The sequence below is a fragment of the Nocardioides dokdonensis FR1436 genome, from assembly GCF_001653335.1.
In the GTDB taxonomy this organism is placed as follows: Bacteria; Actinomycetota; Actinomycetes; order Propionibacteriales; family Nocardioidaceae; genus Nocardioides; species Nocardioides dokdonensis.
In genome coordinates this window covers 2,577,269-2,597,132 of record NZ_CP015079.1, presented here as the reverse complement: position 1 = coordinate 2,597,132, position 19,864 = coordinate 2,577,269, and the positions used below count along the sequence as shown (strand labels likewise).

The window sequence follows — 19,864 nt, the reverse complement described above, 5'->3', positions numbered from 1 at the left end:
CCCTTCCTGGTCAGGACGACGAGGACGAGCCCCCGTTGCCCGACGAGGTGGTGCTGGACGAGGTGGTGCTGGACGAGCCGTTGCTGCTCGCGGCCTTCTTGGCCGGGGCCTTCTTCGCCGGGGCCTTCTTGGCGGGAGCCTTGGTGGCAGCAGCCTTCTTCGCCGGCGCCTGCTTTGCCGGCGCCTTCTTCGCTGCCGTCTTGGTGGCAGTCGCCTTCTTCGCAGGAGCCTTCTTGGCCGGGGCCTTCGTGGCAGCAGCCTTCTTCGCCGGCGCCTTCTTCGCGGGAGCCTTCTTGGCCGGGGCCTTCGCGGCAGCAGCCTTCTTCGCGGGGGCCTTCTTGGCAGGCGCCTTCTTGGCGGGCGCCTTCTTGGCCGCGGACTTCTTGGCCGGTGCCGACGTCGTGGTGGACGCCTTCGTGGCAGGTGCCTTCTTCGCAGTCGCGCGACCACCCGGGGTGGCCTTCTTGACCGCTCCGGCCGCCATCGCCGCCGGGGCCGTCGCGGCCGCGACGGTGAGCTTCGGCAGCTTCTTGGCCCCCGAGACGACGCCCTTCAGATTCGCGCCCGGGGTGAACTTCGGGACGGCGGTCTTCTTGGCCTTGATCTTCTCGCCGGTGCGCGGGTTGCGCACCCAGCGAGCGTCCCTGATGCGCTTCTCGAAGGAGCCGAAGCCGGTGATGGCGACCTTCTCGCCCTTCGAGACCTCACGCGTGATCGTGTCGAGGACCGACTCGAGCGCGTGCGCGGCCGCCTTCCTGTTCCCCTCGTAGCGCGCTGCGAGCGCGTCGATGAGCTGAGACTTGTTCACTCCGGTTCCCCTTCACCTGACCTCGACAGCGAGGCACGCTGCGCGATGTTCCAAGCACGGTAGGGAAATGTGGGCTGCGCCACAACGACCACGCCGGGAAAGCGCTGGAGAACCAGACCGCTCAGGAGTGGATCGTGACCGGCTTCCAGGCCGGACGGTCCTTCTCGAAGGAGCCGATCAGCTCGTCGTGGCTCAGCGTGATGCCGACGTCGTCGAGGCCCTCGAGCAGGCGCCACCGGGTGTAGTCGTCGATGTCGAAGGACTCCTCGATGGCGTCCGCACCCTCACCGGCACGCACGGTCCGCGACTCGAGGTCGACGGTGATCGCGGCTCCGGGGTCCGAGTCCAGGAGGTCCCACAGCTGCTGCAGGACCTTCTCGTCCACCTGGGCTGCCAGCAGGCCGGCCTTGCCGGAGTTGCTCCGGAAGATGTCGGCGAAGCGCGACGAGATGACGGCCCTGAAGCCGTAGTTCTGCAGGGCCCACACGGCGTGCTCACGCGAGGAGCCGGTGCCGAAGTCGGGGCCCGCGACCAGCACGGTGCCCTGCGAGTAGACCGGGTCGTTGAGCACGAACTCGGGGTCGTTGCGCCAGGCGGCGAAGAGACCGTCCTCGAAGCCGGTGCGGGTGACGCGCTTGAGGTAGACCGCGGGGATGATCTGGTCGGTGTCGACGTTGCTGCGTCGCAGGGGGACGCCGATGCCGGTGTGGCTGGTGAACTTGTCCATGGTCATCTCTCTCGTCTCAGTCCAGGTCCGCGGGCGAGGACAGGGTGCCGCGCACGGCGGTCGCGGCAGCGACGGGCACGGAGACGAGGTGGGTCAGCCCGCCCTTGCCCTGCCGGCCCTCGAAGTTGCGGTTCGAGGTGGACGCGCTGCGCTCACCCGGGGCCAGCGTGTCGGGGTTCATGCCCAGGCACATCGAGCAGCCCGCTCCGCGCCACTCCCCGCCGGCCTCCTTGAAGATGACGTCGAGCCCCTCGGCCTCGGCCTGCAGGCGGACCCGGACCGAGCCGGGGACGACGAGCAGACGGGTGTCCGCGGCCACGGTGCGGCCCTGGATGACCTCGGCCGCCAGCCGCAGGTCCTCGATGCGTCCGTTGGTGCAGGAGCCGATGAAGACGGTGTCGACGCTGACCTCGCGCATCGGCGTGCCGGCGACCAGCTGCATGTAGGTGAGCGCCTTTTCCGCGGCGACGCGGTCCGACGGCTCGTCGAAGTCGTCCGGGTGCGGCACCGAGGCCCCCAGGGGGACGCCCTGGCCGGGATTGGTGCCCCAGGTGACGAACGGCGTCATCGTGGAGGCGTCCAGCACGATCTCGGCGTCGTACGTCGCGTCGTCGTCGCTGCGCAGGCTCGTCCAGTGCTCGACGGCCGCGTCCCAGTCGGCGCCCTTGGGCGCCTCGGGGCGGCCCTCGATGTAGTCGAAGGTCGTCTGGTCGGGAGCGATCAGGCCCGCCTTGGCGCCCCACTCGATGCTCATGTTGCACACCGTCATCCGGGCCTCCATCGAGAGCTCCTCGATGGCCTGGCCGCGGTACTCGACGATGTAGCCCTGCCCGCCACCGGTGCCGGTGTGGGCGATCAGGTTCAGCACCATGTCCTTGGCGGTGACGCCCTCGGAGAGGCTGCCGTTGATGGTGACCGCCATCGTCTTGGGCTTGGCCTGCATCAGGGTCTGGGTGGCGAGGACGTGCTCGACCTCGGAGGTGCCGATGCCGAACGCGATGGCGCCGAAGGCGCCGTGGGTGCTGGTGTGGCTGTCGCCGCAGACGATCGTCATGCCCGGCTGGGTCAGGCCCAGCTGCGGGCCGACGACGTGCACGATGCCCTGGTCGATGTCGCCCAGGGGGTGCAGGCGCACGCCGAACTCCTCGGCGTTGCGCCGCAGGGTCTCGACCTGGGTGCGCGACACGGGGTCCGCGATCGGCTTGTCCCAGTCGAGGGTCGGGACGTTGTGGTCCTCAGTGGCCAGCGTGAGGTCGGGACGACGCACCGGGCGACCGGCCAGGCGCAGACCGTCGAAGGCCTGCGGCGAGGTGACCTCGTGGATGAGGTGGAGGTCGATGTAGAGCAGGTCCGGCTCTCCCGCGGTCGAGCGGACGACATGCTCGTCCCACACCTTCTCCGACAGGGTCCTGCCCATGACGTGCTCCATTCATGACGGGTTCGTGGACGTCGTTGCGACAGGAGGAACCCTACGTCGTCGATCCCACCTCGTGAGACTCGGTTCTCACAGTTCGAGATTCAAGCGCGCGAAACCCCCAGCGCTCCGCGTGGTGAGGAGTGGGTCACAGGACTTGCATCCCATCTTCTGAGACGCGAGTATTGGCATATGGACACGAGTGGAGTGGGAGTTCTCGACAAGGCGGCCATCGTGCTGACCGCGCTCGAGGCGGGACCGGCGACCTTGGCCGGGCTCGTGACCGCAACGGGGCTCGCGCGCCCCACGGCGCACCGTCTGGCGGTGGCCCTCGAGCACCACCGGCTGGTCGCCCGCGACATGCAGGGACGCTTCGTGCTGGGCCCACGCCTGGCCGAGCTGTCCGCCGCTGCCGGCGAGGACCGCCTGCTGGCCACCGCCGGCCCCGTGCTCGCCCGGTTGCGCGACATCACCGGCGAGTCCGCCCAGCTCTGGCGGCGCCAGGGCGAGCACCGCGTGTGCGTCGCCGCCGCCGAGCGCCCCTCAGGACTGCGCGACACCATCCCGGTCGGCTCGCAGGTGACCATGCGCGCCGGGTCCGCTGCCCAGGTGCTGCTGGCCTGGGAGGACCCCGAGCGGATGCAGCGCGGGCTGCAGAACGCCGCCTTCTCCGCCGCCGCACTCTCCGGCATCCGTCGCCGCGGGTGGGCCCAGTCCGTCGGTGAGCGGGAGCAGGGCGTGGCCTCGGTCTCCGCCCCCGTGCGCTCCCCCAGCGGCAAGATCATCGCCGCGGTCTCCGTGTCCGGACCCCTCGAGCGGCTCTCGCGCCAGCCCGGTCGGATGCACGCGCCCGCCGTCCTCGCCGCGGCCGAGCGGCTCTCGGAGTCGTTGCGCCGCGCCGCCGCCGAGAGCGCCTGAGCAGCAGCCGGCTCAGAACAAGGAGTGCTGCTCCAGGCTGAGCAGCAGCTGCTTGCGCTCCAACCCCCCGGCGTACCCGGTGAGGGTGCCGTTGGCACCGATGACCCGGTGGCACGGGATCACCACCGGGATCGGGTTGCGCCCGTTGGCCAGCCCGACCGCGCGCGACGCGGCGTTGGTCATGCCGAGGCGCAGCGCGACCTGCCCGTACGACGCGGTCTCACCGAAGCCGATCTCCTGGAGCTGGGCCCACACCCGCTGCTGGAAGTCGCTGCCCACCGGCGCGAGCGGCAGGTCGAAGTCGCGCCGCTCTCCCGCGAAGTACGCCGCGAGCTGGCGGGCGGTCTCCAGCAGCAGCGGGTGGTCGTCCTGGCGCTCCTGCGTGGGGCAGGCCTCCTCGCGGTAGGGCGAGAACTCGATCGCGCTCAGGGCGCCGTCGCGCTCGACCAGGCGCAGCGGCCCGATCGGACTCTCGGTCTCGGTCCACATCTCAGTCGTCCTCCGTCGTCGGTGGGGCGGGCATCAGGGTCTGCCACAGGTGCATCAGGGCGTAGGAGCGCCACGGGCTCCACTCCGGGGCGCGGGCGATCGCGACGGCGGGCTCCTGGCCCAGACGCTTCAGGGCCGTGCGCACGCCGAGGTCGGTGGGCAGGAACACGTCGGGGTGGCCCAGGGCCCGCATCGCCACGTAGTCGGCGGTCCAGGGACCGATCCCGGGCAGCGCGACCATCGCGGCCCGCACCTGGTCACGCTGGGGCCCCCGGTCCAGCGCGATGTCCCCGCGGGCCAGGGCTGCGCTCAGCCCGACGAGTGCGCGGCCGCGCGCCCGCGGCATCGGCAGGGTCTCGGGATCGACCTCCGCCAGGGTCGCGGCGTCGGGGAAGAGGTGGGTCAGACCGGGCTCCCCGGTCTCGACGGGACGACCGTGGGCGGCGACGATCCGGCCGCCGACGGTCCGGGCCCCGGTGACCGAGACCTGCTGGCCGACGACGGTGCGCACCGCGGTCTCGTCACCGTCGACCTGGCCGGGCAGGCGCAGGCCCGGCAGCGCCCGGGCGAGAGGGCCCAGGACGGGATCGGCGCCGAGGTGCTCGGCGACCGGCAGCGGGTCGCAGTCGGCGTCGACGAGGCGACGGACCCGCTCCACCGCCGCGGCGGTGTCGCGCAGGTCGGTGAGCCGGAAGCGTGCCGTCAGCAGGGCTACTCCCCCGCCCGGGACCTCGTCGAGGGCAGGGTCGAGCTCGAGCCGCACGGTGCCGGGGCCGTGCGGCAGGTCGAGGGTGCGGGCGTAGAACCCTGCGCCGGCGGTCTCGACGCCCGGCACCAGGTGGTAGGCCAGGAAGGACAGGAGCGCCTGGCCGGCGAACGGGGTGCGCACCGCGAGCCGCAGCGAGATCTCGCCGGTCGTCGGGGCCGCGGTCCGGCGCCCGCGCAGCTGCGTGGGTGTCACGGCGTACACCTCACGGACGGTCTGGTTGAACTGGCGCACGCTCGCGAAGCCGGCGGCGAAGGCGACCTCGGTCAGCGGCAGGTCGGTGGTCTCGATCAGCACCCGCGCCGTCTGGGCCCGACGGGCCCGGGCCAGCGCGAGCGGGCCAGCGCCCAGCTCGGCGGTCAGCACCCGGGCGAGGTGGCGGGGGCTGTACCCGAGCCGCCGAGCCAGGCCGTCGACGCCCTCACGGTCGACGACCCCGTCGCCGACCAGGCGCATCGCGCGTCCCGCGACCCCGGCCGCGACGTCCCACCCCGGGCTGCCCGGGGTCGCGTCCGGCAGGCACCGCTTGCAGGCGCGGTAGCCGGCGCCCTGGGCCGCGGCGGCGCTGGGGTGGAAGGTGACGTTGCCGGCGGCCGGGGTCCGCGCCGGGCAGGAGGGGCGGCAGTAGATGCCCGTGGTCCGCACCGCCGTCCAGAAGAGGCCGTCGAAGCGCCGGTCGCGGGCCTTGACCGCGGCGTAGCAGGACTCGGCGTCCAGCCGGGTCCGGGGCTCCGCTCGCGTCGTCATGGCCCCATCCTCCCCCACCGCCCCAGCGGTGACTGGCGGGAATCGGACACCGCGGCCGAACCTCGCCAGCCGGGGGTGGCTGCGGGTGTCGCGCAGATCACCATGGGTCAGGGAGAATCGGTTCGTGAACGACGAGCCGACATCCCGCCGCAGCGAGCCGCCCGCTCCACGCCCGGGTCGGCGCCGCGGCGCCGACCCCGATCGGCCGCACCGGCGCACGGTGCTCCGGGTCGTCCTGGTCACCCAGCTGTGCCTCGCGCTGATCACGGCGGGCGCGGTGGCGTTCGCCTACGACCGGCTCGACTCCGGTCTCGACGTGCAGGACATCGAGGCCCAGCTGATGGATCGCCCCGACAAGCTCGACACCGCTGGTCCCGAGGAGCCGCTGAACATCCTGGTGCTGGGCACCGACGACCGGGGCTGCGAGGGGTGCGGCATCGACGGCGAGGCCGGCGGGGGCGGCTCCGACACCACCCTGCTCATCCATGTCTCGGCCGACCGCCAGGAGGCGTACGGCGTCTCGTTGCCGCGCGATGCGCTCGTCGACCGCCCCGACTGCATGGCCGAGGACGGCAGCACCATCCCCGGGGCCGAGCTCGCGATGTTCAACACCGCCTTCGCCGAGGGTGGGGCCGCCTGCACCGTGCAGACGCTGGAACAGCTGACCGGGGTGCTGATCGACCACTACGTCACCGTCGACTTCAACGGCTTCGTCGACATGGTCGACGCGGTCGGCGGCGTCGAGGTCTGCCTGCCGAAGGCGGTGGCCGACCCCAAGACCAAGATCTACCTCGACGCCGGCACCCAGGTCCTCGACGGCGGCGACGCGCTCAAGTACGTCCGCGAGCGCACGGTGCTCTCCGCGAACTCCGACATCGGGCGGATGAAGCGCCAGCAGGCCTTCATCGCCTCCATGGTCAACAAGGTCGTCTCCGCCGGCACGCTGACCCGTCCGGACCGGGTCTACGCCTTCCTCAAGGCCGCCACCGGCTCGCTGACGCTGGACGCCGAGCTGGACAGCCTCAGCAAGCTGGCCGACCTGGCCATGCAGTTCCGCAAGACCGGCCTGAGCGACATCAAGTTCATCAGCGTGCCCTTCGAGACCTACGAGCCCGACCCGAACCGCCTGGTGTGGACCGAGGACGCCAGCAAGCTGTGGACCCGCATCAAGCGCGACAAGCCGCTCAGCACCTCGCTCAAGCAGGGCTCGATCAACGCCGCCGACCCGGTGGGCGGCCCCAGCGGCTCCCCGAGCGCGAGCCCCGGGTCCGGCGGGGGCAAGGCTCCCAGCGAGATCGAGAAGGCGGAGGCGCTCGCCAACGGTCTCTGCGCCTGACCAGTCCCCCCAGCTCCTCGAGTCGGCCCACATCTCGCGACTCTCGAGAAGGGACGGCCACTCACTGCGATGACGACGTGTGGGCGGAGCGCGGCAGATCCGCGCGGTCGGGCGGTGCGTCAGCAACCAGACGCAGGGCGGACACGGTTGCTGTGCAACCGCCGCGGTGGGAGCGGATCGGGCCGGGTCGGCGAGAGATCCGGGCCGGGTCGGCGAGAGATTTGCGCCGGGTCGGCGAGAGATCCGGGCCGGGTCGGCGAGAGACACAGCAGGCCCCAGCCTGAGGGCTGGGGCCTGCTGAACTGCGTGGTACCCCCGACCGGATTCGAACCGGCGCTACTGCCGTGAGAGGGCAGCGTGCTAGGCCGCTACACAACGGGGGCATGCAAGTCGGAGAGACGCGGAGGTCCCTCCAGAGCAACGTGCGGAACTCTAGCCGAGGCCGACTTCCGCACAAAATCGTGCTGCTCGCTGGGATACTAGGACTCGAACCTAGAATAACTGGACCAGAACCAGTCGTGTTGCCAATTACACCATATCCCAATGGGGCGTCCCGAGAGCCGCCTTGCGGCCTCCCTCAGGAACGGTCGAAACCTTACACGCGGGTGCGCCGGGCAGACAAAACGGCCACCTGGTCGACCCCCGTGGTGGTCGCGATCCCGCGCCTGCGGGCCACCCAGACCACCACGCCGAGGTAGACCAGGCTCTGCGTGAGCGTCACCGGAAGGCTCCACCAGCTGCCCCCGGTGGGGTTCAGCGCCGAGGTCATGTCGCTGAAGGCGAGGGCGATGCCGAAGGCGAGGAAGTTGTTGAGCACGTGCATCGCGATCCCGGCCTCGAGACCCCCGGTCAGCACCACCAGGACGCCGGCCACGAGGCCGAAGGCCAGCCGGTCCACGAAGATCGGCGGGTCCTGGGCACCGTGCGCGAGCGCGAAGATCAGCGCCGGCACGCCGACGGCCGCCACCAGCGAGACCCGGGGGTTGGCGAAGAAGCCACCGAAGGCCTGGGTGAGGTAGCCCCGGAAGGCGTACTCCTCCCCCGCGGCCTGCAGCGGCGTCAGGAGCACCACCACGAGCAGGAAGTCGCGGGTCGTCGAGGTGAAGTCGTTGGGCCCGCCGGTGAGGGCGACGCTGTCCTGGGCGGGCACCAGGGTCGAGACCACCAACGTCGCCAGCAGTGCCAGCAGGGACAGGCCGAAGCAGGTCATCAGCCAGCCCCAGCGCAGCCGCGGCACGACCGAGGAGAGCCAGCCCGGCCGCAGCCCGTGCACGGCCCAGACGATGCCCAGGGCCAGCGGGATCGTCACCGCCCACCCGAGGTTGACCAGCACGAGGAAGACCGGCGTGATCTCGCCCTGCCCGCTCAGCCGGTCGAGCGCGGTCCCGGGGTCGAGACCGCCGAGCACGAGATAGGCGCCCAGGGCCATCGCGATGAGGGTCTGGGCCACGACGAACACCAGCCCCAGGGCGGCGATCCCGAGCAGCGCCCACCAGCGCCCGCGGGGCGCGGCCCGCAGGAGCTGGTGGTAGCGCAGGCGGTCCGGCAGGTCCTGCACGCCCGCCACCGTCAGGCCAGGACGCTGCGCAGCCGCGCGAGCGAGCGCTCGCGCCCCAGCAGCTCCATGGACTCGAAGAGCGGGGGGCTCACGCGGCGACCCGAGATCGCCACCCGGACCGGGCCGTAGGCGTTGCGGGGCTTGAGCCCCATCGTCTCCACCAGGCTGTGCGTCAGGGCCTCCTGGATCGCCGCCGTGGACCACTGCTCGAGCCCCTCCACGGACTCGAGCGCCGCCCGGACGACCGCGAGGCCGTCCTCGGTGAGCAGCTTCTCGGCGTCGGCCTCGTCGATGCTGAAGTCGGCCTCGTCCACGAACAGGAAACCGAGCATCCCGGGGGCCTCGGTGAGCTTGTTGATCCGCTCGGCGATCAGCGGCATCGCCAGCTCGAGCAGCTGCGCGTCGGCGTCGGAGACCGGGTCGGAGACGACGCCGGCGTCCTTGAGGAACGGCAGCACCCGGTGGGTGATCTCCTCGACCGGCAGCAGCCGCATCTGCGAGGTGTTGATGGCGTCGGCCTTCTTGAGGTCGAAGCGCGCCGGGTTGGGGTTGACGTCCTTGATGTCGAAGGCGTGCGCCATCTCCTCGAGGCTGAAGACGTCGCGGTCCGCCGCGATCGCCCAGCCCAGGAGCGCCAGGTAGTTCATCAGGCCCTCGGGGATGAAGCCCTGGTCGCGGTAGGCGAGGGCGTGCGCCTGCGGGTCGCGCTTGGAGAGCTTCTTGTTGCCCTCGCCCATCACGTAGGGCAGGTGCCCGTAGGCGGGCGTCACGTCGGCCACGCCGATCGCCTTGAGCGCCTCGAAGAGCGCGATCTGGCGCGGGGTCGAGGAGAGCAGGTCCTCCCCGCGCAGCACGTGCGTGATGTGCATCGTCGCGTCGTCCACCGGCGCGGTGAGCGTGTAGAGCGGGTCGCCGTTGGCGCGGCACAGTGCGAAGTCGGGCACGTGGGTGGTGTCGAAGGTGACGTCGCCGCGCACCAGGTCGTCCCAGGTGATCGAGCCGTCGGGCATCCGGAAGCGCACCAGCGGCGCGCGCCCCTCGGCCTCGAAGGCGGCCCGCTGCTCGGCCGAGAGGTCGCGGCAGAAGCCGTCGTACCCCATCACCTTGGAGCCGGAGGCCTTGCGCCGCGCGTCGACCTCGTCGTTGGTGCAGAAGCACTCGTAGGTGTGCGACGACTCGGCCAGCTTGGCGAGCACGTCGCGGTAGAGGTCGCCGCGCTCGGACTGGCGGTAGGGGCCGTAGGGACCGCCCTTCTCGACGCCCTCGTCCCAGTCGAGCCCGACCCAGCGGAACAGGTCGAGGATCGCCTGGTAGGACTCCTCGGTCGAGCGCTCCTTGTCGGTGTCCTCGATGCGCAGGACGAAGGTGGCGTCCCGGCCCTCGATCGCCGCCTTCCGGGCGAAGGCCCAGTTGAACAGCGCGGTGCGGACCAGCCCGACGTGCGGCGACCCGGTCGGGGAGGGAGCCATGCGGACGCGGACTGGAGCGGGGGTGCTCATCGGGTTGCCACCTTGTTCGTGAGGGTGCCGAGGCCGTCGATCGAGATCTCGACCTCGTCACCGACCTGCATGGGACCGACGCCCTCGGGGGTGCCGGTGAGGATGACGTCGCCGGGGAGCAGCGTCATGATGCTGGAGACGTGCGCGATCAGCGTGGGGATGTCGAAGACCATGTCGGCCGTCGAGCCGTCCTGCACGAGCTCGCCGTTGAGGTGGGTCTGCAGGCGCACCCCGTCCTTGAACGTCTGGGGGTCCAGGTCGGTCTCGACCCAGGGCCCCAGCGGGCAGAAGGAGTCGAACCCCTTGGCCCGCGTGAAGTGCCCGTCGCGACGCTGCAGGTCGCGGGCCGTCACGTCGTTGGCGATCGTGTAGCCGTGGATCACGTCGGTGGCCTTCTCGACCGGCACGTCCCGGCAGATCCGACCGATCACCACGGCGAGCTCGCCCTCGTAGTGCAGGTCCTGGGTCTGCGGCGGGTAGAAGACCGGGTCGTTCGGCCCGACCACGCTGGTGTTGGGCTTGAGGAACATCATCGGCTCGGCGGGCACCTCGGTGCCCATCTCCGCGGCGTGGGCGGCGTAGTTGCGCCCGATGCCCACCACCTTGCTGCGCGGCAGCACGGGCGCGAGCAGCCGCACGTCGGGCAGCCGGAACTGCTGGTCCAGCAGCTTCACGCCGACGTACAACGGGTCGCCGGCCAGGGCCACGACCACGCTGTCCTCGCTCGGTTGCCCGAGCTCGTCGATCTCGCCCGTGACCACGCCGTAGAGCGGGTCCTCGCCAGTGGTGAATCTCGCAATGCGCACTCCCTGACCCTAGCGACCTACGGTTGGTGCCCGTGGAGGTGCTGGACCAGCGGGAGTGGCAGGCGCGGGCCGCGTCACACGCGGCCCGTGTCGATGCGTTCGTCGCACCCCACCTGGCGCGCCGGGAGGCACGGGTCAAGCACCCGGTGCACGACTTCCTCTTCACCTACTACTCCCAGCGCCCGGCGCAGCTGCGGCGCTGGCACCCGGGCTTCGGCACCGCGCTCCGTGGGGCGGCGGAGCACGCAGGGCTCAAGGGGTACGCCGAGGTCAACGGACTCGTGGGCGTCACCGCCGAGCACGTCGCCTCGCAGCGCCCGCTGCTCGAGGCGACCCGACGGCTGCTGCGCGCCACCGCCTCGCGCCCGGCCCAGCTGGGCTGCTTCGGGCTGCACGAGTGGGCGATGGTCTACCGCCTCGACCAGGACGAGACCCGGCACGCCGACTGGCCGCTGCGCCTGGGGCCGGCGGGCACCGACGCCGTCGTGGAGTCGCACCGGATCTCCTGCAGCCACTTCGACGCCTACCGCTTCTTCACCGGCCCCGCCCGCCCGCTCAACACGCTCTCCCCCACCGCCGACGACCGGCCCGACTTCGAGCAGCCCGGCTGCCTCCACGCGGGCATGGACCTCTACAAGCACGCCTTCCGGCTGACCCCCATGATCAGCTCCGACCTCGTGGCCGACTGCTTCGAGCTGGCCCGCGAGATCCGCGAGCTCGACATGCGCGCCGCGCCGTACGACCTGAGCGACCTGGAGGTGGACGGCCGCCCACTGGAACCGGTGCGCATCGAGACCGCCGAGGGCAAGCGCGAGTACGCCGCCGCACAGGCCGCGTTCGCCGAGCGCGGGGCTCCCCTGCGCCTCCGCCTGGTGCGGGAGTGCGAGCGGCTGCTCGAGGAAGCCCCCGCAGCGCACCAGGAACGATAGGCTTTACCCATGAGTGCCCTGATCCGTCACAGCGTGTCCGTGTCGGGTCGACCCGACGGGCCTCCGATCGTCTTCGTGCACGGCTTCGGCTGCGACAAGAACATGTGGCGCCACGTCGCTCCCGCCTTCGAGGCCGAGCACCGGGTCGTGCTGATGGACCTGATGGGGGCCGGCGGCTCCGACCTCGCGACCTACGACCCGGAGCGGTACTCCACGCTCGAGGGGTACGCCGCCGACGTCACCGAGGTCGTGCGCGAGCTCGACCTGCGCGACGCCGTGCTGGTGGGCCACTCCGTCTCCGCGATGCTGGTGGCGATGACGCAGCTGGCCGAGCCGGAACGGGTCAAGGCCCTCGTGATGGTCGCCCCCTCCCCCCGCTACACCGACACCGCCGACTACACCGGCGGGTTCGCCGAGGAGGACATCGACGAGCTGCTCGAGTCCCTGGGCAGCAACTACCTCGGCTGGTCCGCCGCGATGGCGCCGGCGATCATGGGCAACGCGGAGCGACCCGAGCTCGGAGAGGAGCTCACGGAGACCTTCTGCCGGATGGACCCGGCGATCGCGCGCCGCTTCGCCACCGCCACCTTCCGCTCCGACAGCCGCGACCTGCTGCCCCGGATCTCTGCTCCCACGCTCGTGCTGCAGTGCACCAACGACGTGATCGCGCCGATCAGCGTGGGCGAGTACGTCGCCGAGCAGGTCCCCGCCGGGTCCCTGGTGCTGCTCGAGGCCACGGGGCACTGCCCCAACCTCAGCGCACCGACCCAGACCACCGCAGCCATCGACTCCTTCGTCCGCGGGCTCGACGTCGTGCCCGCGTGACAGGTGAGACGGGGCTGGTCCCGGTGGTCGCGCCGGCGGCGGACGACGCCGACGACCTCTACCACCGCGCACCCTGCGGCTACCTGTCGACCGATCCCGACGGTCGGATCCTGCAGATCAACCGGACGCTGGCCACCTGGCTCGGCTGGGAGGTCACGGACCTCCTGTCGCGGGCCTTCATCGACCTCCTGACCCCCGGTGGTCGGATCTTCCACGAGACCCACTTCGCCCCCCTGCTGCGGATGCACGGGGAGGCCCGCGAGATCGCGGTGGACCTGCGCCGCCGCGACGGCACCCGCCTGCCGGTGCTGGTCAACGCGACGATGGACAGCACCCCCGACGGGAGCCTGGGCACGGTCCGGATCGCCGTCTTCGACGCCACCGAGCGGCGCCGCTACGAGCGCGAGCTCGTGGGCGCCAAGGAGCGGGCCGAGGCCTCCGAGGAACGGGCCAGCATGCTGGCCCGCACCCTCCAGGAGACCCTGATCCCGCCGTCGCCGCCACAGATCGCCGACCTGGACGTCGCGGCCGCCTACCGCCCGGCCGGCGACGGCTCCGAGGTGGGCGGTGACTTCTACGACGTGTTCGACCTCGGCGAGGACGACTGGTTCGTGATCCTCGGCGACGTGTGCGGCAAGGGCGCGGAGGCAGCCGTGGTCACGGCCCTGGTGCGCTACACCGTGCGTGCCCTCGCGGTCGGAACCCGCCAGCCCAGCCTGCTGCTCGAGAAGCTGAACGAGGCGGTCATCCAGCACCGCACCGACCGCTTCTGCACCGTGGTGCTCGCCCGGCTGCAGCGCCAGGGCGAGGGCTGGCGCGCGGTGGTCAGCGTGGGCGGCCACCCGGCACCGCTGCTGCTGTCCGCGGACACCTCGGCACGCCAGCTGGACCTGCTCGGCCCCCTCGTCGGGGTGATGGACGACGCGACCTACACCGACCACGAGGTCCTCCTCGGTCCCGGCGACACCCTGCTGCTCTACACCGACGGGGTCACCGAGGCCTCCGGGGCGGCCGGCTTCTTCGGCGACGACCGTCTGCTGCGGGTCGTCGACGACGGCGCCGGTGGCACCGCGACCGAGGTCGTGGACACGGTGCTGACCCAGGTGCTCGACTTCCAGGACGGCATCGCGCGCGACGACATCGCCCTCCTCGCCCTGGGCGTCCCCCTGCCCTAGGGTCGGGCCATGACCACCGTCGTCGTCCTCGTCGTGATCGCTGTCTCCGTCGTGGTGCTCGGCGTCGACCACCTGCTGTCCCGGCGAGAGCAGCGGGGCCTGGGCGGCCCGGAGCAGCCCGGCACCGACTCCGACCTGCTGGGCGGCTCGTCGGCCGGCCGCGGGGCGGCGTACTCCTTCTCGCGCGGCCACGGCCTGCTCAACAAGCGCGAGCGCCGCCCTCGCTGAGGCGCACCCGCACCCTCCGCGTAGCCTCCGCTGCGTGGGTGAGCAGTGGGTGGAGGACGGCCGGACCTTCGAGGGCGACGACTGGTACGCCACCGACCTCGGTGCCGCCCGGTTCACCGACTGCACCTTCCGAGACGTCGACCTGACCGAGGCGCGGAGCAGGGGCGCGGTCTTCACCGGGTGCACGTTCGAGACCTGCCGGTTCAACGCCTCGACGCACGTCGACTCGGCCTTCGTGGCCTGCACCTTCCGCGGCACCTCCTTCTTCGGCGCCACCCTGGAGGGCTGCAAGCTCACCGGTTCGGTGCTGGAGCGCTGCACGCTGCGGCCGATGACGGTGCGTGGTGGTCAGTGGCGCGGGGTGGCGATGAGCGGGGCCAACCTCGCCGGCCTCGACCTCTCCGGCGTCGACCTGCGCGACGCGGACCTGTCGGCGTGCGACCTGACCGGCAGCGTGCTGCGCGGCGCCGACCTGACCGGCGCGACGGTGCGCGAGGCGACCCTGGTCCGCACCGACCTGCGCGGCGCCACCCTGGACGAGCTCGACCTGGTCGAGGCGCGGCTGGCCACCACCCGCCTCGACGTCGACGGGGCGGTCCTGCTGGCCGAGCAGTCAGGCGCGCGCGTCGACGCCTCGTGAGGAGCGCAGGCGGATGCCGTCGACGACCAGGCCGAGCCCGGCGCCGAAGTCCGAGCGCGGCCGAGGGTCGTCCCCGATCGCACCGGCGCTGCCGGCCTGCAGATGGGTCTGCTCGTCGAGGGTGTGACCGAGCACGAAGTGGAGCAGGGTGCGCGCGGCGGTCGATGCGAGCTCCTCGCCCAGCCGGGCGGGGGCCAGGGCGGTGACCAGGTCGTCGTACGGCTGGGAGGCACCGAGACCGAAGGCGATCACGGTAGAGACCAGCTCGGCGCCGTCGCGGTAGGCCAGCAGCGCGTCACGCAGGCCCGAGCACAGCTCGACCACCTGCTCGTCCCACGCCTGCGCCGCGAGCGGACGGGCGCCGCGGCGCAGCAGCTCGTCGGCGACCGCCGCGAGCAGCGACTGCTTGTCGCGGAAGTGGTGGTAGAGCGCGCTGGGCCGGACGTCGAGCTCGCTGGCGAGTCGTCGCATCGTGAGGTCGGCGAGGCCGTAGGTGTCGAGCACGACGATGGCGTGCCGCACGACGTCGTCGCGGTGGTGGCGCATGTCACGGACCTCCGATCGAGACGCCCGATTGACCGGGCCGCGAGACCCACCCTAACCTGAACACCGTTCAGGAGGCGACCCTCTCCTCCCCCGCACCCCGAAGGCTCTCCCGTGGCGATGACCGACCAGACCACTCCCTCCGGCACTCCTGCCCCGGCCACCCGCCGGCGCCGGATGACGCCCACCGACCTCGCGCTCGTCGCCTCCTTCGCGGCCCTGATCTCCGCGTTCGCCTACATCGGTGCGATCCCGGTCGGCGGCGCGGGCGTCCCGATCACGCTGCAGACCGCCGGCGTGATGCTGGCCGGCTGCCTGCTCGGCCCCGGTCGGGGCTTCCTGGCCGTCGCGCTCTACCTCGCCCTCGGTGCGATCGGTCTCCCGGTCTTCGCCGAGCACTCCGCCGGCCTCGGGGCCATGACCGGCGCCAGCGCGGGCTACCTGTGGTCCTTCCCGATCGCGGCCCTGGTCGGCGGCCTGCTGGTGAAGTACGCCGCCGGCGAGCGCGGCAAGACCCGCGCCCTGGTCGTGTTCGGGTGCTCGATCGCGGCCAGCATCCTGGTGATCCACCCGATGGGCATCGCCGGCCTCGCGCTCTACCTCGACCTCTCGCTGGCCGAGGCACTCAAGATCGACGTCCTCTACTGGGCCGGCGACCTCCTCAAGACCACGCTCGTCGCCCTCGTCGCCGCCGAGGTCCACCGCGCCTTCCCGCAGCTGCTCCGCGCGCGGCGCTGACGGGCCGACGGTGCCGCTGATCGAGCTCGACGCCGCCGGGGTCGCCGTCGCGACCCCGGACGGCGACCGGGTGCTGCTGGCACCCACCACCCTGACGCTGGGCGAGCACCGCATCGGCGTCGTGGGGGCGAACGGGTCGGGCAAGTCCACGCTTGCCCGGCTGCTCAACGGCCTGGTGGTGCCCACCACCGGCGCGGTGCGCGTCGACGGCACCGACGTCGCCTCCCGGGGAGCCGCCGTCCGCCGCCAGGTCGCCTTCTGCTTCACCGACCCCGCGGCGCAGCTGGTGATGCCGACCTGTGTCGAGGACGTCGAGCTGTCGTTGCGCCGGCGCGAGCGCCACGCCGGACGCCGGCGCGAGCTGGCGCTGGCCGTGCTGGAGCGCTACGGCCTGGCCGCGCACGCCGACGTGTCGGTGCACACCCTGTCCGGTGGTCAGCGCCAGCTCCTCGCCCTGGCGGGCGTGCTGGCCACCGACCCCGCGGTGCTGGTCGCGGACGAGCCCACCACGCTGCTCGACCTGGCCAACACCCGCAGGATCGGTGACCTGCTGCTCGGGCTGGAGCAGCAGCTGGTGCTCGTCACCCACGACCTCGACCTGGCCCGGCGCTGCGACCGGGTGCTGGTGGTCGAGGACGGACGCGTGGTCCACGACGGGCCGGCCGCCGCCGCGGTGGCGGCGTACGAGGCGAGCGTGCCCCGGTGAGCCTCCGATGAGCCCCGGATGAGCAGCGCCGTCCTGGTCGCGGTCTACCGGCCCGGCCACACCCTCCTGCACCGCCTGCCGGTCGGCGTGAAGCTCGCCGGGCTCGCGGTGTTCAGCCTGTCGGTGGTGCTGGTCCGCTCGATGCCGGCCTCCGGGGTCTGGCTGGCGATCGCGCTCCTGCTGGCGGTCCTGGCACGCCTCGACCTGGCCACCCTGCTGCGCGGCGCCCGCACGATCCTCCTGCTGGCACTGGTCGTGTCGGCGTTCCAGTGGTGGATCGACGGCCCGGCGAAGGCGGTCGAGACGCTCGTCGACCTGCTCGCGCTCGCGCTGGCCGCGATCGTGGTCAGCGCCACCACGTCGGTCAACGCGATGCTGGACGCGATCGTGCGCTGGGTGGGCCCCTTCCGCCGGGTCGGCGTCGATCCCGAGCGGGTGGCACTGACCTTCTCGATGGCGATCGGCGCGCTCCCGGGGACGGTCACCCTGGCCCTGGAGACGCGCGACGCGGCCCGGGCTCGCGGTCTGGGCCGGCACCCGCGCGCCTACGTCACCCCGTTCGTCATCCGCGTCGTCGCCCGCGCCCACGAGACCGGGGACGCCCTCGCCGCCAGAGGTCTCGGCGACGACTGAGGCCGCCAGCGCGGACTCACCAGCCCGGCGGGCGCCGGTGGTGCCAGGGGGCGGCCTGCTCGACCTGGGCGGCGAGCGCGAGCAGGTCGGCGTCGCCGGCAGGGCGCCCGGCCAGCATCACCCCGACCGGCAGCCCGTCGGCCGACCAGTGCAGCGGCAGCGAGACCGCCGGCATCCCGGTGACGTTCCAGGCCGAGGTCCACGGGGTGAAGCGCTTCTGGGCCTCGAAGTCGGCCGCCGGGTCGGCGTCGTCGCGCAGCGCGCCCACCGGCAGCGGCACCGTGGCCAGGGTCGGCGTCAGCACGGCGTCGTACGCCGCCAGGGCGCGCACCGCCTCGGCCGCGTGCCGGCGCATCGCCCCGATGGCCAGGCCCAGATCGGGGCCGCTGGCGGCGCGGCCGCGCTCGCTGAGCCACCGGGTGAGGGGCCGCAGCAGGTGCTCGCGCCCCTCGGGCGCGGTCGACATCGCGGTCAGCACCGCCCAGCAGGTCTCGAAGACCGGCACCGCCTCGCGGCTCATCGGCACCGGCACGTCGACGACCTCGTGCCCGAGCCCCTCGAGCAGGCGGGAGGCCGCCTCCCAGGCGGCGTGGCACTCGGGGTCGACGTCGGTCTCGGCGATCACCGGCTCGATGAACCGGGCGATCCGCAACCGGCCGGGCTCGCGGTCGCAGGCGTCGAGGAAGGTGCCGTCCGGCTCGGGCGCCCAGGTCGGGTCGCCCGTGCGGTGGCCGGCCAGCACGTCGAGCAGCGCGGCGGCGTCACGCACGGTGCGGGCGAGCGGGCCGGAGGTGGAGAGGCCGATCGGGTCGCCGTACACGGGGGTCCCGCTGATGCGTCCCAGCGACGGCTTGAGGCCGACCAGGCCGCAGCAGGAGGCCGGGATGCGGATCGAGCCACCGCCGTCGGAGCCCTGCGCGAGCGGGACGAGCCCGGCCGCGACGGCCGCGGCGGCGCCACCGGAGGAGCCGCCGGCCATCCGGGTGCGGTCCCAGGGTGTGACCGCCGGCGGGTGCCCCTCGGGCTCGGTGTAGCAGGGTGAGCCGAACTCGGGGGTCGCGGTCTTGCCGAGGCTGACCAGGCCGGCGGCCTCCAGGGAGAGGACCACCCCGTCCGAGATCTCCGGCACGTGGTCGTCGTAGGCCGCGGAACCGAAGGCGGTGCGCACGCCTGCGCTGAGGTTGAGGTCCTTGACCGCGGTCGGCACGCCCCACAGGGGCCCGGCCCCCTCGGGCGGGCGGCTGCCCAGCCCCACGGCCCGCTCCCGCGCCTGCTCGGCGGTGCGGTGCACGAACGCACCGACGTCGTCGAGGCGCGCGACCCGGTCGAGGTAGTGCTCGACGAGCTCGGCCGGGGACACCTCGCCGCGGCGGACGAGTGCTCCCTGCTCGAGGGCGGTCAGGTCGTGGACGTGGCTCACGCCAGGAACGTAGCCGAGACCCTCCGGTCGGGGTCGCAACCCGGGGTCACCAGAATCGATGAACATCCGGACCGTCCACCGGCGCTCCCGCGGCTGCGTGCCACCGTCGCGAGAGCGGCGCAGCGGCGCCGCAGGACGTCGTACCGGGAGAAGAGATGGGCTTGCTGCGCGCTGCCCTCAGCGGTGCTCGCGACACGGTCAGCAGGGTGGCACCGCCACAGTCGCAGCGCGCGCTCACCGACGCGGCGCTCGCGCACTGGTCCGACACCGAGGCACCCCGGTGGGCGGTGGAGTCGCACTGGCGGTCCGGCCTGGGTGAGCTGTGGTCGTCGGTGGGACCGCGCCAGCTCGCGCTGACCCGGAGCCTGCTGGCCTCCCTGGGCCGCGACGTCCCCGAGGGGCGCGTCCTCGAGTGGGGCTGCGGTGGGGGCGCCAACGCGGTGAGCTTCGCCCCGCTGTGTCGCGAGTACGTCGGCGTCGACATCTCGCAGCACAGCCTGGACGAGTGCCGCGACCAGGTCCTGACCCACACAGGTCGAGAGATCCGGACCGTGCTGGTCGACCCGGCCACTCCCGAGACGGTGGTCGCGGAGCTCGGCCCCGGGACCATCGATCTCGTCGTCTGCTTCTACGTCTTCGAGCTCCTGCCCTCATCGCGCTCGGCGACGCAGGTGCTTCGAGCGGTGCACGACCTGTTGGCCGCGGACGGGGCGGCCGTGATCCAGATCAAGTACGACGACGGCACGTGGACCGGGGCGGCGCGGCGGCGGGACTACCACCGCCACGTCGCCCACATGACGACGTTCAAGATCCACGAGTTCTGGGCGATCTGCGAGCAGCAAGGTCTCCGCCCGCACGTGCTCACGCTGGTCCCCGAGGACGAGCTGGACACCCGCTACGCCTACGTCCTGCTCACGCGCTCCGGCGGTTGAGGCCAGGCACGCCGGCTCGGACGTGGG

21 protein-coding genes and 2 tRNA genes are annotated in these 19,864 nt (G+C 72.5%); 11 read left to right on the top strand and 12 right to left on the bottom strand.

The genetic code is table 11. The annotated features are described in order from the left end of the window. Positions 1-10: 10 nt before the first annotated feature. The 3 genes from I601_RS20840 to leuC form a co-directional block, all read right to left on the bottom strand. Positions 11-808 (bottom strand): HU family DNA-binding protein, encoded by a 798-nt coding sequence (locus I601_RS20840; protein WP_084527535.1) that lies wholly within the window; start codon positions 806-808, stop codon positions 11-13. Positions 809-929: 121 nt separating this feature from the next. Further along, the gene (gene leuD, locus I601_RS12300; RefSeq protein WP_068114829.1) at positions 930-1,535 is read right to left on the bottom strand and encodes a 3-isopropylmalate dehydratase small subunit; all 606 of its coding nucleotides are present in this window, start codon (positions 1,533-1,535) and stop codon (positions 930-932) included. 16 nt (positions 1,536-1,551) lie between these two features. Then, on the bottom strand, positions 1,552-2,952 hold the full coding sequence (gene leuC / locus I601_RS12295) for a 3-isopropylmalate dehydratase large subunit (protein ID WP_068114827.1): 1,401 nt from the start codon (positions 2,950-2,952) through the stop codon (positions 1,552-1,554). 189 nt (positions 2,953-3,141) lie between these two features. Here leuC and I601_RS12290 point away from each other — a divergent pair, with 189 nt between their 5' ends. After that, positions 3,142-3,867, top strand: coding sequence for an IclR family transcriptional regulator (locus I601_RS12290; protein WP_068110079.1), 726 nt, complete (start codon positions 3,142-3,144; stop codon positions 3,865-3,867). A gap of 12 nt (positions 3,868-3,879) precedes the next feature. Here I601_RS12290 and I601_RS12285 read toward each other — a convergent pair whose 3' ends face one another. Together I601_RS12285 and I601_RS12280 are read right to left on the bottom strand one after the other, a co-directional pair. Then, entirely contained in the window at positions 3,880-4,356 is a 477-nt protein-coding gene (locus I601_RS12285) for a methylated-DNA--[protein]-cysteine S-methyltransferase (protein ID WP_068110077.1), read from the bottom strand. Position 4,357: 1 nt separating this feature from the next. Further along, complete coding sequence (locus I601_RS12280) at positions 4,358-5,869, bottom strand: DNA-3-methyladenine glycosylase 2 (protein WP_068110074.1); 1,512 nt, start codon at positions 5,867-5,869, stop codon at positions 4,358-4,360. Between the two features lie 124 nt (positions 5,870-5,993). On the opposite strand from I601_RS12280, the gene I601_RS12275 reads away from it, so the two are divergent. Beyond that, a complete protein-coding gene (locus I601_RS12275; protein ID WP_068110071.1) occupies positions 5,994-7,205 on the top strand; it encodes an LCP family protein in 1,212 nt (403 codons plus the stop codon). A 307-nt stretch (positions 7,206-7,512) separates the two neighbouring features. On the opposite strand, the gene I601_RS12270 is transcribed toward I601_RS12275, so the two are convergent. From I601_RS12270 to I601_RS12250, 5 genes are all read right to left on the bottom strand, one after another. Then, positions 7,513-7,588 (bottom strand) — tRNA-Glu (locus I601_RS12270). Positions 7,589-7,676: 88 nt separating this feature from the next. Then, positions 7,677-7,748: transfer RNA gene (locus I601_RS12265), tRNA-Gln, on the bottom strand. A gap of 52 nt (positions 7,749-7,800) precedes the next feature. Continuing rightward, positions 7,801-8,763 carry a CPBP family intramembrane glutamic endopeptidase gene (locus tag I601_RS12260; RefSeq protein ID WP_237089391.1) on the bottom strand — a complete coding sequence of 321 codons (963 nt, stop codon included), beginning with the start codon at positions 8,761-8,763 and terminating at the stop codon, positions 7,801-7,803. Positions 8,764-8,774: 11 nt separating this feature from the next. Further along, the gene (gltX, locus tag I601_RS12255; protein WP_237089390.1) at positions 8,775-10,232 is read right to left on the bottom strand and encodes a glutamate--tRNA ligase; all 1,458 of its coding nucleotides are present in this window, start codon (positions 10,230-10,232) and stop codon (positions 8,775-8,777) included. Between the two features lie 26 nt (positions 10,233-10,258). Next, on the bottom strand, positions 10,259-11,068 hold the full coding sequence (locus tag I601_RS12250; RefSeq protein ID WP_068110064.1) for a fumarylacetoacetate hydrolase family protein: 810 nt from the start codon (positions 11,066-11,068) through the stop codon (positions 10,259-10,261). Positions 11,069-11,100: 32 nt separating this feature from the next. On the opposite strand from I601_RS12250, the gene I601_RS12245 reads away from it, so the two are divergent. The 5 genes from I601_RS12245 to I601_RS12225 are packed head-to-tail and all read left to right on the top strand — an operon-like array spanning position 11,101 to position 14,865. Beyond that, positions 11,101-11,997, top strand: a complete 897-nt coding sequence (locus I601_RS12245) for a 3-methyladenine DNA glycosylase (RefSeq protein ID WP_068110061.1) — start codon at positions 11,101-11,103, stop codon at positions 11,995-11,997. Positions 11,998-12,006: 9 nt separating this feature from the next. Then, on the top strand, positions 12,007-12,822 hold the full coding sequence (locus I601_RS12240) for an alpha/beta fold hydrolase (RefSeq protein ID WP_068110056.1): 816 nt from the start codon (positions 12,007-12,009) through the stop codon (positions 12,820-12,822). Then, entirely contained in the window at positions 12,819-13,997 is a 1,179-nt protein-coding gene (locus I601_RS12235; RefSeq protein WP_169834701.1) for a PP2C family protein-serine/threonine phosphatase, read from the top strand. Before I601_RS12240 ends, I601_RS12235 begins: the two co-directional genes overlap by 4 nt. Before the next feature lie 9 nt (positions 13,998-14,006). Then, entirely contained in the window at positions 14,007-14,225 is a 219-nt protein-coding gene (locus I601_RS12230) for a hypothetical protein (protein ID WP_068110051.1), read from the top strand. Positions 14,226-14,259: 34 nt separating this feature from the next. Further along, positions 14,260-14,865, top strand: a complete 606-nt coding sequence (locus I601_RS12225; RefSeq protein WP_068110048.1) for a pentapeptide repeat-containing protein — start codon at positions 14,260-14,262, stop codon at positions 14,863-14,865. Here the strand turns inward: I601_RS12225 and I601_RS12220 are convergent. Next, on the bottom strand, positions 14,839-15,411 hold the full coding sequence (locus I601_RS12220) for a TetR/AcrR family transcriptional regulator C-terminal domain-containing protein (RefSeq protein WP_068110045.1): 573 nt from the start codon (positions 15,409-15,411) through the stop codon (positions 14,839-14,841). The two genes, I601_RS12225 and I601_RS12220, sit on opposite strands and share 27 nt — an antisense overlap. Positions 15,412-15,528: 117 nt before the next feature. Between I601_RS12220 and I601_RS12215 the strand changes: the two genes are divergently transcribed. Genes I601_RS12215 through I601_RS12205 form a run of 3 tightly spaced genes read left to right on the top strand, consistent with a single transcriptional unit; the run spans position 15,529 to position 17,485 of the window. Then, a complete protein-coding gene (locus tag I601_RS12215; protein WP_068114820.1) occupies positions 15,529-16,146 on the top strand; it encodes a biotin transporter BioY in 618 nt (205 codons plus the stop codon). Positions 16,147-16,162: 16 nt separating this feature from the next. Next, positions 16,163-16,852, top strand: coding sequence for an energy-coupling factor ABC transporter ATP-binding protein (locus I601_RS12210; protein ID WP_068114818.1), 690 nt, complete (start codon positions 16,163-16,165; stop codon positions 16,850-16,852). Positions 16,853-16,870: 18 nt separating this feature from the next. Beyond that, positions 16,871-17,485 carry an energy-coupling factor transporter transmembrane component T family protein gene (locus I601_RS12205; RefSeq protein ID WP_068110042.1) on the top strand — a complete coding sequence of 205 codons (615 nt, stop codon included), beginning with the start codon at positions 16,871-16,873 and terminating at the stop codon, positions 17,483-17,485. Between the two features lie 16 nt (positions 17,486-17,501). Here the strand turns inward: I601_RS12205 and I601_RS12200 are convergent, their stop codons facing one another. Further along, entirely contained in the window at positions 17,502-18,905 is a 1,404-nt protein-coding gene (locus I601_RS12200; RefSeq protein WP_068110039.1) for an amidase, read from the bottom strand. Positions 18,906-19,111: 206 nt separating this feature from the next. On the opposite strand from I601_RS12200, the gene I601_RS12195 reads away from it, so the two are divergent. Further along, entirely contained in the window at positions 19,112-19,837 is a 726-nt protein-coding gene (locus I601_RS12195; protein WP_169834700.1) for a class I SAM-dependent methyltransferase, read from the top strand. Positions 19,838-19,864 lie beyond the last annotated feature (27 nt).